14 protein-coding genes are annotated in these 13,026 nt (G+C 68.8%); 10 read left to right on the forward strand and 4 right to left on the reverse strand.

Features of this window, described 5'->3' with window-relative positions; genetic code table 11:
* The first annotated feature begins 9 nt into the window (after positions 1 to 9).
* The 5 genes from lgt (at position 10) to F3S47_RS11980 (ending at position 3,911) form a co-directional block, all read left to right on the forward strand.
* Positions 10 to 915: a prolipoprotein diacylglyceryl transferase gene (gene lgt, locus F3S47_RS11965; RefSeq protein ID WP_150445487.1), complete on the forward strand. Its 906-nt coding sequence runs from the start codon at positions 10 to 12 to the stop codon at positions 913 to 915.
* The gene (locus F3S47_RS11970) at positions 912 to 1,970 is read left to right on the forward strand and encodes a class I SAM-dependent methyltransferase (protein ID WP_150445488.1); all 1,059 of its coding nucleotides are present in this window, start codon (positions 912 to 914) and stop codon (positions 1,968 to 1,970) included. Before lgt ends, F3S47_RS11970 begins: the two co-directional genes overlap by 4 nt.
* On the forward strand, positions 1,967 to 2,722 hold the full coding sequence (pgeF, locus tag F3S47_RS11975; protein ID WP_150445489.1) for a peptidoglycan editing factor PgeF: 756 nt from the start codon (positions 1,967 to 1,969) through the stop codon (positions 2,720 to 2,722). Before F3S47_RS11970 ends, pgeF begins: the two co-directional genes overlap by 4 nt.
* A 105-nt stretch (positions 2,723 to 2,827) precedes the next feature.
* The gene (locus tag F3S47_RS19420) at positions 2,828 to 2,986 is read left to right on the forward strand and encodes a hypothetical protein (protein WP_191090169.1); all 159 of its coding nucleotides are present in this window, start codon (positions 2,828 to 2,830) and stop codon (positions 2,984 to 2,986) included.
* 175 nt (positions 2,987 to 3,161) lie between these two features.
* Positions 3,162 to 3,911 (forward strand): Hint domain-containing protein, encoded by a 750-nt coding sequence (locus F3S47_RS11980; protein WP_223877809.1) that lies wholly within the window; start codon positions 3,162 to 3,164, stop codon positions 3,909 to 3,911.
* Between the two features lie 15 nt (positions 3,912 to 3,926).
* Here F3S47_RS11980 and F3S47_RS11985 read toward each other — a convergent pair whose 3' ends face one another.
* Positions 3,927 to 4,427: an Lrp/AsnC family transcriptional regulator gene (locus F3S47_RS11985; RefSeq protein ID WP_150445490.1), complete on the reverse strand. Its 501-nt coding sequence runs from the start codon at positions 4,425 to 4,427 to the stop codon at positions 3,927 to 3,929.
* Between the two features lie 167 nt (positions 4,428 to 4,594).
* Here F3S47_RS11985 and trxB point away from each other — a divergent pair, with 167 nt between their 5' ends.
* The 3 genes from trxB to F3S47_RS12000 all read left to right on the forward strand — a co-directional run bounded on the left by trxB (position 4,595) and on the right by F3S47_RS12000 (position 7,914).
* Positions 4,595 to 5,599 (forward strand): thioredoxin-disulfide reductase, encoded by a 1,005-nt coding sequence (trxB, locus tag F3S47_RS11990; RefSeq protein ID WP_150445491.1) that lies wholly within the window; start codon positions 4,595 to 4,597, stop codon positions 5,597 to 5,599.
* A 265-nt stretch (positions 5,600 to 5,864) separates the two neighbouring features.
* On the forward strand, positions 5,865 to 6,053 hold the full coding sequence (locus F3S47_RS19605; protein ID WP_263406000.1) for an RES family NAD+ phosphorylase: 189 nt from the start codon (positions 5,865 to 5,867) through the stop codon (positions 6,051 to 6,053).
* Between the two features lie 142 nt (positions 6,054 to 6,195).
* Positions 6,196 to 7,914: a bifunctional sulfate adenylyltransferase/adenylylsulfate kinase gene (locus tag F3S47_RS12000; protein ID WP_150445492.1), complete on the forward strand. Its 1,719-nt coding sequence runs from the start codon at positions 6,196 to 6,198 to the stop codon at positions 7,912 to 7,914.
* A gap of 139 nt (positions 7,915 to 8,053) precedes the next feature.
* Here F3S47_RS12000 and F3S47_RS12005 read toward each other — a convergent pair whose 3' ends face one another.
* Positions 8,054 to 8,731: a GNAT family N-acetyltransferase gene (locus tag F3S47_RS12005; RefSeq protein WP_150445658.1), complete on the reverse strand. Its 678-nt coding sequence runs from the start codon at positions 8,729 to 8,731 to the stop codon at positions 8,054 to 8,056.
* A gap of 180 nt (positions 8,732 to 8,911) precedes the next feature.
* Here F3S47_RS12005 and F3S47_RS12010 point away from each other — a divergent pair, with 180 nt between their 5' ends.
* Together F3S47_RS12010 and F3S47_RS12015 are read left to right on the forward strand one after the other, a co-directional pair.
* A complete protein-coding gene (locus F3S47_RS12010; protein WP_150445493.1) occupies positions 8,912 to 9,391 on the forward strand; it encodes a hemerythrin domain-containing protein in 480 nt (159 codons plus the stop codon).
* Between the two features lie 211 nt (positions 9,392 to 9,602).
* Positions 9,603 to 10,235, forward strand: a complete 633-nt coding sequence (locus F3S47_RS12015; protein WP_150445494.1) for an MT-A70 family methyltransferase — start codon at positions 9,603 to 9,605, stop codon at positions 10,233 to 10,235.
* A 120-nt stretch (positions 10,236 to 10,355) separates the two neighbouring features.
* On the opposite strand, the gene F3S47_RS12020 is transcribed toward F3S47_RS12015, so the two are convergent.
* Positions 10,356 to 11,084, reverse strand: coding sequence for a BglII/BstYI family type II restriction endonuclease (locus F3S47_RS12020; RefSeq protein WP_150445495.1), 729 nt, complete (start codon positions 11,082 to 11,084; stop codon positions 10,356 to 10,358).
* On the reverse strand, positions 11,084 to 12,862 hold the full coding sequence (gene aspS / locus F3S47_RS12025) for an aspartate--tRNA ligase (protein WP_150445496.1): 1,779 nt from the start codon (positions 12,860 to 12,862) through the stop codon (positions 11,084 to 11,086). Before aspS ends, F3S47_RS12020 begins: the two co-directional genes overlap by 1 nt.
* Positions 12,863 to 13,026: the final 164 nt, after the last annotated feature.

Here is a 13,026-nt window from a genome sequence, read left to right on the forward strand (position 1 = left end):
AGAGGCTCCATGTCGACCGGCATCCTTTTCCCCGAATGGCTTTCGCCCGAGATCGTGACGATCCCGGTCGGCGGCATCGAGTTCGCGCTGCGCTGGTACGCGATGGCCTACATCGTGGGCATCCTCATCGGCTGGCGCCTGATCGTGGCCGCCGTGTCCCGCCCGGGCCTCTGGACCGGCGGCGCCGCGCCGATGACGCGCGAGCAGGTGGAGGACATGGTCACCTGGCTCATCGTCGGCATCATCGTCGGCGGGCGGCTGGGCTTCGTCTTCTTCTACCAGCCGGCCTACTACCTGCAGAATCCTTTGCAGATCCCGGCGATCTGGCAGGGCGGGATGTCGTTCCACGGCGGGTTTCTCGGCGTGGTGCTGGCGGTCATACTCTGCGCGCGCAAGTACGGCTCGCCGCTGGGCTCGGTCGCCGACCTGCTGGCCCTCGCCACGCCGCCCGCGCTCTTTCTCGGGCGGCTCGCCAATTTCGTGAACGCCGAGCTCTGGGGCCGGCCAACCGAGATGCCCTGGGGCGTGGTCTTTCCCGGCGAACTCGCGCAGGCCTGCCCGGGCGTCGAGGGGCTCTGCGCCCGCCATCCGAGCCAGATCTACGAGGCCCTGCTGGAGGGCGTCCTGCTGGGGACGATCCTCCTCGTCGGCGCGTTCAGGGCCGGCTGGCTCAAGCGGCCCTGGCTGACCACGGGCGTCTTCCTGCTCGGCTACGGCCTCTCGCGCTTCGTGGTGGAGTTCTACCGCCAGGCCGACGCGCAGTTCGTCACGCCGGAGAACCCCTGGGGCCACGTCCTGAGCCTGGGCGACTGGGGGATCACCATGGGCCAGCTGCTGTCGCTGCCGATGGTGGCCGCGGGACTCCTGGCGCTGGCGCTCTCCGCGCGGGGACGGCGCGCCCGGGGGGCTGCATGACGCCGCTGAAGCGACTGCTGCTCGACCAGATCGCCCGGACCGGCCCGATGCCGCTCAACGACTACATGGGGGCCTGCCTCTTCCACCCCGAGCACGGCGTCTATGCGGCGGCGGACCCCCTGGGCGCCGCCGGTCACTTCACGACCTCGCCCGAGATCAGCCAGATGTTCGGGGAGTTGCTGGGCCTCGCCCTCGGGCAGGCCTGGATGGACCAGGGCGCCCCGCCGCGCATCGTGCTGGCAGAGCTGGGGCCGGGGCGCGGCACGCTCATGGAAGACGCGCTGCGCGCGCTTTCCCGTGTGCCCGGTTTTCTCGACGCGGCCGAACTGCACCTGGTCGAGGCCTCTCCCGCCCTTCGCGCCGAACAGGAGCGCCGGCTCGGGCAGGCCACATGGCACGAAAGCGTCGGCGACCTGCCGGAGGCGCCGCTCTTCCTCGTCGCCAACGAGTTCTTCGACGCGCTGCCCATCCGCCAGTTCCAACGCCAGGGCGGCGGCTGGGCCGAGCGGGTGGTCGGCGCCGAGGGCGACCGCCTGGCCCTCGGCCTCACGCCCCCCGCCCCGCTCGCCGGGATGGAAGAGCGGCTCGAGGACACGGCCGAGGGCGATGTCGTCGAGCTCTGCCCCTCCCTGCCCGCGATCACCGGGGAGATCGGCCGCCGCGTCGCGGCCCACGGCGGTGCGGCGCTGATCGTCGACTACGGCGACTGGCGCAGCCAGGGCGACACGCTCCAGGCGCTCTCCCGGCACGAGCGCGCCGATCCCTTCGAGGCCCCCGGCACCGCCGATCTGACGGCACACGTCGACTTCGAGCAGATTGCCCGCGCCGCCTCTCCCGCCCGGCACAGCCGGCTGACGTGGCAGGGCACCTTTCTCGACCGCTTGGGCATCGGGCCGCGCGCCAAGCAGCTCGCCGCGAAACTGGAGGGCGAGGCGCTCGACCGCCACCTCGCCGCGCTCCGCCGCTTGACCCACCCCGACGAGATGGGTCACCTCTTCAAGGTGATCGGGCTCCATCCACCGGAGTCCGCACCGCCCCCGGGGCTGGAGCCATGACGCTGGACATCATCACCTCGCCCCTGCTCGAACCCGTCCAGCACGGGTTCTTCGGGCGTCGTGGCGGGGCCTCCTCGGGCGTCTTCCGGGGCTTGAACTGCGGCTATGGCAGCTCCGACCAGCACGAGGCGGTGACGATCAACCGCACCCGCGCGGCCCGGGCGCTCGACCTCTCTCTCGATGCCCTGACCGGCGTGCACCAGGTGCATTCGGCGCGGGTCGTCACCGTGTCCTCCTCCGACTCGCCCATCGCCGAGGCCGACGGGATGGTGACCCGCGAGCCCGGAATCGCGCTCTCGGTGCTGACCGCCGACTGCCAGCCCGTCCTGTTCCACGACCCGGAGGCGGGCGTCATCGGCGCCGCCCATGCGGGCTGGCGCGGCGCACTCGACGGCGTTCTCGAAGCCACCGTCGACGCGATGGAGGAGATCGGCGCTCGGCGCGACCGGATCGTCGCGGCGATCGGTCCCTCGATCAGCCAGCGGGCCTACGAGGTCGGGCCCGAGTTCCTCGACGCCTTCCTGGCCGAAGACGATGGCTACGCCCGCTTCTTCGCGCAGGGCGAGGGCGACCGGATGCAGTTCGACCTGCCGGGATTCGGGCTCCACCTGCTGCGCGAGGCGGGGCTGGCAGAGGCCGAGTGGACCCGGCACTGCACCTATTCGGATCCAGAACGGTTCTACAGCTACCGCCGCAGCGTCCATGCCCGAGAGGCCGACTACGGCCGACTGATCGCGGCGATTCGGCTCTAGCCTCCTCCGACCAGCGCAAAACCGCCGCCGGGCTGCCCTATTTCGGCCCCTCCCAGGCGGTTCACTCGGTCAACGACCCGAGACTGCCACCCGGAGGGGCGCCCCATGAAACGCCAGACCAGCGTCATCAAACACCTGCGAAAGGCCGCGGAAGAGGATCTCCGGACCCCGCTGCCCTGGGCCCGGGGCGCGCGCCGCGCGCAGATGATCGCCCGGCGCAAGGAGACGACCCGGAAGGACGAGCGCCGGACCTCCGCGCGCTGACGCGAATGACCGGACCCGCGCGTCTGCCGCGCGCGGGCCCCGGTGACCAGACGACCCCGCGGTCCGACCTGCTCTCGCCACCGCGGAAGACCGAAGAGAAAGAGATTGTAACGACCGTCCTCGGACGTCGTCGGTGGGGGCCGACGGACGATGTGACCAACCGCAAGGTGTTCGCATGACGATGTCCCACCGCCCGCCGGTGCCTCCGGTTCCCGCCCAGGCCCAGCGCCCGCGCCCGCTGATGCGCAAGTACGAGATGATCTGGCTCGACGAGGAGGGCCAGATCCAGGAGGCCTCGCGCATCGCGCCCGCCCTTCCGGCCTTCGAGGACGCGGTCTCTGCCTTCGCCCGTGGGACGCTGATCTCCACCGAACAGGGCCCGGTCGCGGTCGAGGACCTCCTGCCCGGCGACGGGATTCGCACGGTCGACGCCGGCATCCAGCCCCTGCTGTGGCGCGGGACCACGACGCTCGTGCCCGGTGCGCCGAACCAGTCGCCCCAGATGGGCAGCCTGACGCGGGTCGCCGCGGATTCGCTCGGGATCGGCCGGCCGATGCCGGACCTCGTTCTCGGACCCAAGGCGCGGGTCTACCACCGATCCGAACCGGTCCAGCGCGCGACGCGTGCCGACGGGGCCTTCGTCCCGGTCCGGGACTTCATCGACGCCTGCAACGTGATCGAGCTCACGCCCATGTCCCCGGTCCAGGTCTTCCAGCTGGACCTTCCGGGTCATCATAGGGTGCTGGCCCACGGGGTGGAGCTGGAGAGCCACCATCCGGGCACGCCGAGTGATCTGGAGATCAAGGGCGAGACGCTGGAGCTCTATCTCTCGCTCTTCCCGCATCGCGCGGACCTGGCGTCCTTCGGACCGCCACGCTACGCCCGCCTGCGCGTCGCGGACCTGAAACTCATGGGGGTCGCCTGACCCCGGGGGCAGACCTCAGGCCCGCCGCGCGAGCCGTTCCTCGAGCACGTCGAAGGGCACGCCCGGCTCACCCTTGCCCTGCCGGATGACCAGCGAGGTCTTGACCGAGCCGACATTCGGCGCGGCGGTAAGATGCTCCGTCAGGAAGGTCTGAAAGGTCCGCAGGTCGGGCGAAACGCACTTGAGGATGAAGTCCACCTCGCCGTTGAGCATGTGGCACTCCCGAACGAGCGGCCAGTCGCGGCACCGCGCCTCGAAGGCGGAGAGGTCCGACTCGGCCTGGCTCTGAAGACCGACCATCGCGAAGACCTGAACCTCGAAGCCGAGTTCCCGCGGTTCGACGTCGGCGTGGTATCCGCGGATGTAGCCCTGCTCCTCGAGCGTGCGGACCCGGCGCAGGCAGGGCGGCGCCGAGATGCCGACGCGGCGGGCCAGCTCGACATTCGTCATCCGGCCGTCGGCCTGAAGCTCTTTCAGAATCATCCGGTCGATCGCATCGAGACGGCTGCCGGGCATCATGGTGCTCCTCTTTTTATGAACTATATGCGACAACGTCGATTTGCGCAACAATGTTTCACCACTGCGCAACTTCGTTAACGACCATCCCGGCTGGCCGCCGGGGTTTCGTCCCGGCGCGGCAGGCCCTATATGCCATGGCCTGAGACAGGCAAAGGGGGTTCGCCATGTCCGGCACGCGCCATACCAAGGTTCTGATCATCGGCTCCGGCCCGGCGGGCTACACCGCGGGCGTCTACGCCAGCCGCGCCATGCTCGAGCCGCTGCTCGTGCAAGGGCTCGAGCCCGGCGGCCAGCTGACCACGACCACCGAGGTCGAGAACTGGCCCGGCGATACCGAGGTGCAGGGCCCCGACCTGATGGTCCGGATGGAAGCCCACGCCCGCGCCATGGGCACCGAGATCGTCGGCGATATCATCACCTCGCTCGACCTGTCCAAGCGCCCCTTCACCGCCCAGTCCGACAGCGGCACGGTCTATACCGCCGACAGCGTGATCCTCGCCACAGGCGCCCGCGCCAAGTGGCTGGGTCTCGACAGCGAGGAGGCCTTCAAGGGCTTCGGCGTCTCCGCCTGCGCCACCTGCGACGGCTTCTTCTACCGGGGCCAGGAGATCGTGGTGATCGGCGGCGGCAACACCGCCGTGGAAGAGGCGCTCTTCCTCACCAACTTCGCCTCCAAGGTCACGCTGATCCACCGCCGTGACGAGCTGCGCGCCGAGAAGATCCTGCAGGACCGGATGGCCAAGAACCCCAAGATCGAACCGCTCTGGTTCCACGAGCTCGAAGAGGTCGAGGGCGAGGACAATCCCAAGGGCGTCACCGGCGTGAAGGTGCGCAACGTGAAGACCGGCGAGGTTTCCCGGATCGATGCCAAGGGCGTCTTCATCGCCATCGGCCACGCCCCGTCCAACGAGCTGGTGAAGGACCAGCTCGAGACGCACATGGGCGGCTACGTGAAGACCAAGCCGGGCTCCACCGAAACCGAGATCCCCGGGGTCTTCGCCGCGGGCGACATCACCGACTGGAAGTACCGCCAGGCGGTCACCTCCGCCGGGATGGGCTGCATGGCGGCGCTCGAAGCCGAGCGCTTCCTCGCCGAGGTCGGCGAGGATTCCGGCAAGGACGAAACCCCGCCCCTTGGCTACGGTGCCCCGGTCGACGCCGCCGAGTGATCGCCTGGAGCGGTCCGGTCTGGCGCCTGCTGCGCGCCGACCTGGCCGATGATCCCCTTTCCGGCGCCACGGCGCCGGAGGGACGCTTCCACCACTCCGGTCAGCCCGCCCTCTAGGCGTCGCTTTCCGAAGTGGGCGTCGGCGTCGCGATCCGGCGCTACCTCGGGCCTGACGACCCGCCGCGGATGATGCTGCACTACCGCCTCGAGATCGCCGGCCTCAGGGACTGCCGCGCAGAGGCGGAGGAGGCCGGGTCTGGCAGGAGATCCGAGCCACGGGCGCCCCCTCCCCGACCTGGGAAATCTCCGACGCGGCGCGGGCCGAGGGCGCCCGCGGCCTGCTCTACCGCTCGCGTTCGCGGCCCGATCTGACCCACGTCGTGCTCTTCGACTTGATCGGAGCGCTCGTGCCCGACGGGCCGCCCCTCCCCTGGACGCCGCCCGCGCCGCCCTAGAGCGACTATCGCGACCAGCCGTCCCGCCCGGCACCTATCCGCCATGCGCCCGCGAAAAACCGCCCCGGACGGCTTGAACCCACCGTCAGGGCGGGTCTAGGAGGCCGCGGAACCCGAAGTCAGCAAGAGTGTACCGGCCGACATGTCCTCCCTCGCCAATCTCGCCCCGATCCCCGAGCTCTACGTCTCCCACGAGAGCGCCCAGAAGATGAAGGTCGAGGCGGCGAACCTGACCTCCTGGGACCTCTCGCCCCGCCAGATCTGCGACCTGGAGCTGCTGATGAACGGCGGCTTCTTCCCGCTGAAGGGCTTCCTGGGCCAGGAGGACTACGACAGCGTGGTCGACACCATGCGGCTCAAGGACGGCACGCTCTGGCCGATGCCGATCACGCTCGACGTCACGGAGGCCTTCGCCGAGACCATCGAAGAAGGTCAGGACATCGCCCTCCGCGACCAAGAGGGCGTGATCCTCGCCACGATGACCGTCACCGACAAGTGGTCCCCCGACAAGGCGCGCGAGGCCGAGCAGGTCTACGGCGCCGACGACCAGGCGCACCCGGCGGTCTACGCGCTGCACAACCAGATGGGCAAGGTCTACCTCGGCGGCCCGGTGACCGGCATCCAGCAGCCCGTGCACTACGACTTCCGCGGCCGCCGCGACACGCCGAACGAGCTGCGCGCCTATTTCCGCAAGCTCGGATGGCGGCGCGTCGTGGCCTTCCAGACCCGCAACCCGCTGCACCGCGCCCACCAGGAGCTGACCTTCCGCGCCGCGAAGGAGGCTCAGGCCAACCTGCTGATCCACCCCGTCGTCGGCATGACGAAGCCGGGCGACGTGGATCACTTCACCCGCGTGCGCTGCTACGAGGCGGTGCTCGACAAGTACCCGGGCTCGACCACCCACATGAGCCTGCTGAACCTCGCCATGCGCATGGCCGGCCCGCGCGAGGCGGTCTGGCACGGCATCATCCGCCGCAACCACGGCTGCACCCACATGATCGTCGGGCGCGACCACGCTGGCCCCGGCAAGAATTCCGCGGGCGAGGATTTCTACGGCCCCTACGACGCGCAGGAGCTCTTCCGTCAGCACCAGGACGAGATCGGCCTCGAGATGGTGCCCTTCAAGCACATGGTCTACGTGCAGGAGCGCGCCCAGTACGAGCCGGCCGACGAGATCGAGGATCACGACAGCGTCACGATCCTCAACATCTCGGGCACCGAGCTGCGCCGCCGCCTGCAGGAGGGCCTCGAGATCCCCGAGTGGTTCTCCTTCCCCGAGGTGGTCAAGGAGCTCCGCCGCACCCGTCCGCCGCGGTCCCAGCAGGGCTTCACCGTGTTCTTCACCGGCTTCTCCGGATCGGGCAAGTCGACCATCGCCAACGCGCTCATGGTCAAGCTGATGGAGATGGGCGGCCGCCCGGTGACGCTCCTCGACGGCGACATCGTCCGCAAGAACCTCTCCTCGGAGCTCGGCTTCTCCAAGGAGCACCGGGATCTCAACATCCGCCGGATCGGCTACGTGGCCTCCGAGATCACCAAGAACGGCGGCATCGCCATCTGCGCGCCCATCGCGCCCTACGCGGCCACCCGTCGCGCCGTGCGCGAGGAGATCGAGCAGTACGGCGCCTTCTGCGAGATCCACGTCGCGACCTCCATCGAGGAGTGCGAGCGCCGTGACCGCAAGGGCCTCTACAAGCTGGCCCGCGAGGGCAAGATCAAGGAGTTCACCGGCATCTCCGACCCCTATGACGAGCCGCAGAACCCCGAGCTTCGCCTCGAGACCGAGCACACCGACGTCGACAACTGCGCGCACCAGGTGGTGCTGAAGCTCGAGCAGATGGGCCTGATCGCAGGCCAGTGATCCGGACCGCCGCCGCGGTCACACGGACCGGCGGCGGCCTCCCCTGCCCTCTTCTGGGACCAAATATCCCGGGGGAATCGGTCCCGGCGGGACCGATGGGGGCAGAGCCCCCGGCCCAGCAATCACCGGGCGCGGCGGTTCAGGGAGCAGGAGCCCCGTCGCCCGTCGGCCCGTCGCCTAGCGCCGGATCGCGCGCCACGAGGATCGGCGCGGTCATCTCCCTCAGACTGCGCATCTGCCGGCCGTTGGCATCGAAATTCGCGGGCTCCAGCCAGCTTTCGAAGGCCTGTCTCAGCGCGGGAAACTCGCCGTCGATCGCCGCGAACCATGCCGTGTCGCGGTTGCGGCCCTTCACCACCGCCGCCTGTCGGAAGACGCCCTCGTAGCACAGGCCGAACCGCTGCGCCGCTCGCCGCGAGGCGAGGTTCGCCGCGTCGCATTTCCATTCGAAGCGGCGGTACCCCGCCTCGAAGGCCCATTTCATGTGAAGCCAGACCGCCTCGGTCGCCTCGATTGTCCGCTGCAGCCGCGGCGCGAAGGCGAGCCAGCCCGTCTCGACCGTCCCGGCCTCGGGCGTGATCCGCATCAGGCTCATGGTCCCGCCGAGCCGTCCGTCGCGCATCCTCACGGCGAACTGCAGCGGATCATGGGTCAGCCGGGCCCGGTCGACCCAAGCCGCATAGTCCGCCTCGCTGTCGAATGGACCGACCGGGAGATAGCGCCACATGCCTCCCTCGGCGTCCTCCAGGTGTGCCTCGCGGAGCTCAGCGACGTGATCCGAGGAGAGCGGCTCCAGCGTCACCCAGCGGCCGCGCATCTCCACCCGCGGGGGCAGCGGCGGCGCGCGCCAGTCCTTCAAATCCTGCTCGGTCACAGCGCCCTCCCTCACCCGTGAACGGAGGCGTTCTGACCGCCGCCTGCGCCCGCGTCAACGCCGGAACCGCGGGTCGGGCCCAGGGGTTTCTCCCTTGCAGTTAGCGAGTACGGAGGAGCCGCCATGCCCGATCTCTACACCGCCATCAGAGACGACCACGACGAACATCGCGCGCTCCTGAGCTCGATCGCCGACACGTGGGAAGATCCCGCCCGCCGAAAGGCCTGGGTGCGGTTCTATACCGAGGTGAAAAGCCATACCGTGGCCGAGGAGGAGGCGCTTTACTCCCGCCTGCTCGCGGCGACCGAGGATTCGACGGCGCGCGAGACCGCACGCGAGCACGAGGCCCTCGACGCCCTCATGGAAGAGCTCAACGGCACGGAGATGAATTCGCTCGCCTGGGCCACGAAGTTCAAGAAGCTGCAGGAGGACTACCTCCACCACATCGAGGCGGAGGAACACGACATCTTTCCGCGCGCCCGCCGCGAAATTCCCGCCGGCGAGATCGGCGTCGCGGGGGACCAGTTCGTGCAGCGAAAGGCCGAAGCCCGGAGGCTCGCGATGCCGGCCCGGCGCGGCGACCTCGAGGAACTCGAGGACTGACCGCGCCGGCCGGGGACGTCACATCCGCCGGAAGACGCGGCGGACGAGCTTCCAGATGGCGAAATACTTGACGAACTTGCGCATGGGTCACCTCCTGCCGGTCAAGCCGGGAGGAGCCAGAGAGTTCCGCCTTGCCTTCAGGCCTCTTTAAGCTCTATGTTCCCACAATGTTCGCATGACAGGGCGGGGCGATTTCTTCAATATGTTGGGCATGTCCTCACAAGCCTCTCAAGACCTGACGGAGTTCCTGGGCGGCGGCCGGTTCGGCTGCGTACTCGCGGATCCGCCCTGGCGTTTCACCAACCGGACCGGAAAGGTCGCGCCGGAGCACAAGAGGCTCGCGCGCTACCCGACGATGACGCTGGACGAGATCTGCGATCTGCCAGTGGCGGCGCACCTGCAGGACCGGGCGCATTGCTACCTCTGGGTGCCCAATGCGCTGCTGCCAGAGGGGCTCGCGGTGATGCAGGCCTGGGGGTTCGAGTACAAGTCGAACATCGTCTGGCACAAGGTACGCAAGGACGGCGGTTCGGACGGGCGCGGCGTCGGGTTCTACTTCCGCAACGTGACGGAACTGCTGCTCTTCGGCACCCGCGGGCGGGACGTGCGCACCCTGCCGCCTGGCCGGCGCCAGGTGAACATGGTGCAGACCCGCAAGCGGGAGCATTCGCGCAAGCCCGACGAGCAGTACGAATTGATCGAGGGCTGTTCCTGGGGTCCCTATCTGGAGCTCTTCGGCCGCGGCATCCGCGAGAACTGGACGGTCTGGGGCAACCAGGCCGACGCGGACTACAAGCCCTCCTGGAAGACCTACGCCTACAATTCAGGGATGGCGGCGGAGTAGTCTCACGCCCCAAACCGACGAGAGACGGCGCTTCGAAGCGCCGTCCCACAACGCCCGTCGACGGGCGTTGAGACGCGCATTCGAAGGCGCGTCGAAAAGGGCCTTCGAAGGCCCTTCCGCCTAGCGCAGGATGCGGTCGGGCAGACCGATGAGGAGCAATGGACAGGGGTTGCCCACCCCGCGTCTGACGCGGTCCTCCAGCTTCTGCCAGTGCGTCGTCGCCTGGCCGAACTTGCTGGCAAAGAAGGTCCGGGTGAAGGCCTCGGCGAAGGGCACGCCGCGCGCGACGAGGCTCTCGACCGAGCGGCGCTGCGCCGCGGTCCGGTCGCCGAGCCCGAGCCGGTCGAGGTCATCCTCGGACCCAAGCCCCTGCCCCGTCAGCCAGTCCGCGATCCGGTCCTTGAGCGCCTCCTGCATCGACCGGCCGCGCGTGACGATGATGCCGAGCGAGATGGCGGACAACGCGTGCAGCCGCTGGAAATTCTCCAGGTCGCGGTCGAAGAACGGATCCTTGTTGTTCCACTCGATCTCGAGCGCCAGGGTTCCGTTTTCGCCGAAGCGGACGTGGTCGACCTCGTGGCTGATGCTGTCCTGCTCGCGACCGTCGACGACGACCTGCACCGAGAAGTTGTGCTTTCGCCAGTTCCGGTCGGAGAGGTTGTGCCGCAGCCGCCGGGTCTGGCCGCTTTCGCCCCCGCCGCCGCCCACGATCTCGGCGATCTCGATGGAGAAGCCCTGGAGCTCCTCCACCAACTCGTCAGTCTCGCGCGGGAAGTCGTGAGCGAGGATCGCCTCGGCGTGGTTGCGGGTGAGCACGTCGAACCCGGACTCCCGCAACCGCTCCAGCATCACTCCTCCGGCGGCAGGACCCGCAGCCTCAGCTCGCGGAGCTGCTCGTTGGTGGGCTCCGACGGGGCCCCCATCATCAGGTCCTCGGCGCGCTGGGTCATCGGGAACATGATGACCTCGCGGATGTTTTCCTCGTCTGCCAGCAGCATGACCATCCGGTCGATGCCCGCGGCGCAGCCGCCGTGCGGGGGTGCGCCGTACTGGAAGGCGTTGACCATGCCACCGAAGCGCTTCCGGACCTCGTCCTCGTCATAGCCCGCGAGTTCGAAGGCCTTGATCATGATGTCGAGCTTGTGGTTCCGGATCGCGCCCGAGATCAGCTCGTAGCCGTTGCAGGCAAGGTCGTACTGGAAGCCCAGGACCTCGAGCGGATCGCCGTCGAGCGCCTCGCGCCCGCCCTGGGGCATGGAGAAGGGGTTGTGGCTGAAGTCGATCTCGCCGCTCTCCTCGTCCTTCTCGTACATCGGGAAGTCGACGATCCAGGCGAAGGCGAAGCGGTCCTGCTCGGTCAGGCCCAGCTCCTCGCCGATGACATCGCGGGCCCGGCCCGCGACGCGCTCGAAGCTGGCGGGCTTGCCGCCGAGGAAGAAGGCGGCGTCCCCGGTGCCGAGGCCCAGCTGCTGACGGATCGCCTCGGTGCGCTCGGGGCCGATGTTCTTGGCCAGCGGACCGGCGGCCTCCATGCCGTCGTTCCCGTCCCGCCAGAAGATGTAGCCCATCCCCGGCAGGCCTTCCTTCTGGGCGAAGGCGTTCATCCGGTCGCAGAACTTGCGCGAGCCGCCGCCCGGGGCGGGGATGGCGCGAACCTCGGTCCCGTCCTGCTCCAGCAGTTGCGCGAAGATCTTGAAGCCGGAGCCGCGGAAGTGCTCGCTCACCATGTCCATCTTGATCGGGTTGCGCAGGTCCGGCTTGTCGGTGCCGTACCAAAGCGCGGCGTCCCGGTAGGAGATGCGCGGCCAGACCTCGTCGACCTTGCGGCCGCCGCCGAACTCCTCGAACAGGCCCTTGATGACCGGCTCCACCGTGGTGAAGACGTCTTCCTGCTCGACGAAGCTCATCTCCATGTCGAGCTGGTAGAAATCCGTCGGCGAACGGTCGGCGCGCGGATCCTCGTCGCGGAAACAGGGCGCGATCTGGAAATACTTGTCGAAGCCCGAGACCATGATCAGCTGCTTGAAGAGCTGCGGCGCCTGGGGCAGCGCGTAGAACTTGCCCGGGTGGAGGCGGGAGGGCACGAGGAAGTCGCGCGCGCCCTCGGGGCTGGACGCGGTGATGATCGGCGTCTGGTACTCGCGGAAGTTCTGGTCCCACATCCGCTTGCGCAGGCTCGCCACCACGTCCGACCGCAGGGTCATGTTCCTCTGCATCGCCTCGCGGCGCAGGTCGAGGTAGCGATACCGCAGGCGGGTCTCCTCGGGGTACTCCTGGTCGCCGAAGACGATGAGCGGCAGCTCCTTCGCGGCGCCCAGAACCTCGATGTCTCGGATGTAGACCTCGATCTCGCCGGTGGGGATGCGCGGGTTCACCAGCTCGGGGTCGCGCGCCTTCACCTCGCCGTCGATGCGGATGCACCACTCCGAGCGGACCTTCTCGACCTCGGCGAAGACCTGGCTGTCGGGATCGCAGAGGACCTGCGTCATGCCATAGTGGTCGCGCAGGTCGATGAAGAGGACGCCGCCGTGATCTCGCACCCGGTGGACCCAGCCGGAGAGGCGGACGGTCTGGCCGACCTCGTTCGCCGTGAGCGCGGCGCAGGTATGGGTGCGAAAGGCGTGCATGTCTGGTCCTTTTCGGGGGCAATCGATCCGCGCCGATTGACCAACCCGCGGCTGCGAAGTCAACCCGGCACGGCATCCGGCCCCCGGCCGGGGGTCGAAGCGCTGCTGCGCGGCGACTTGTTCGAAAGAGGACCAACCGGGGGCTGGAAGTCTGAATTCGTTAA

The organism is Histidinibacterium aquaticum (assembly GCF_008710275.1).
Lineage (GTDB): Bacteria > Pseudomonadota > Alphaproteobacteria > Rhodobacterales > Rhodobacteraceae > Oceanicola > Oceanicola aquaticus.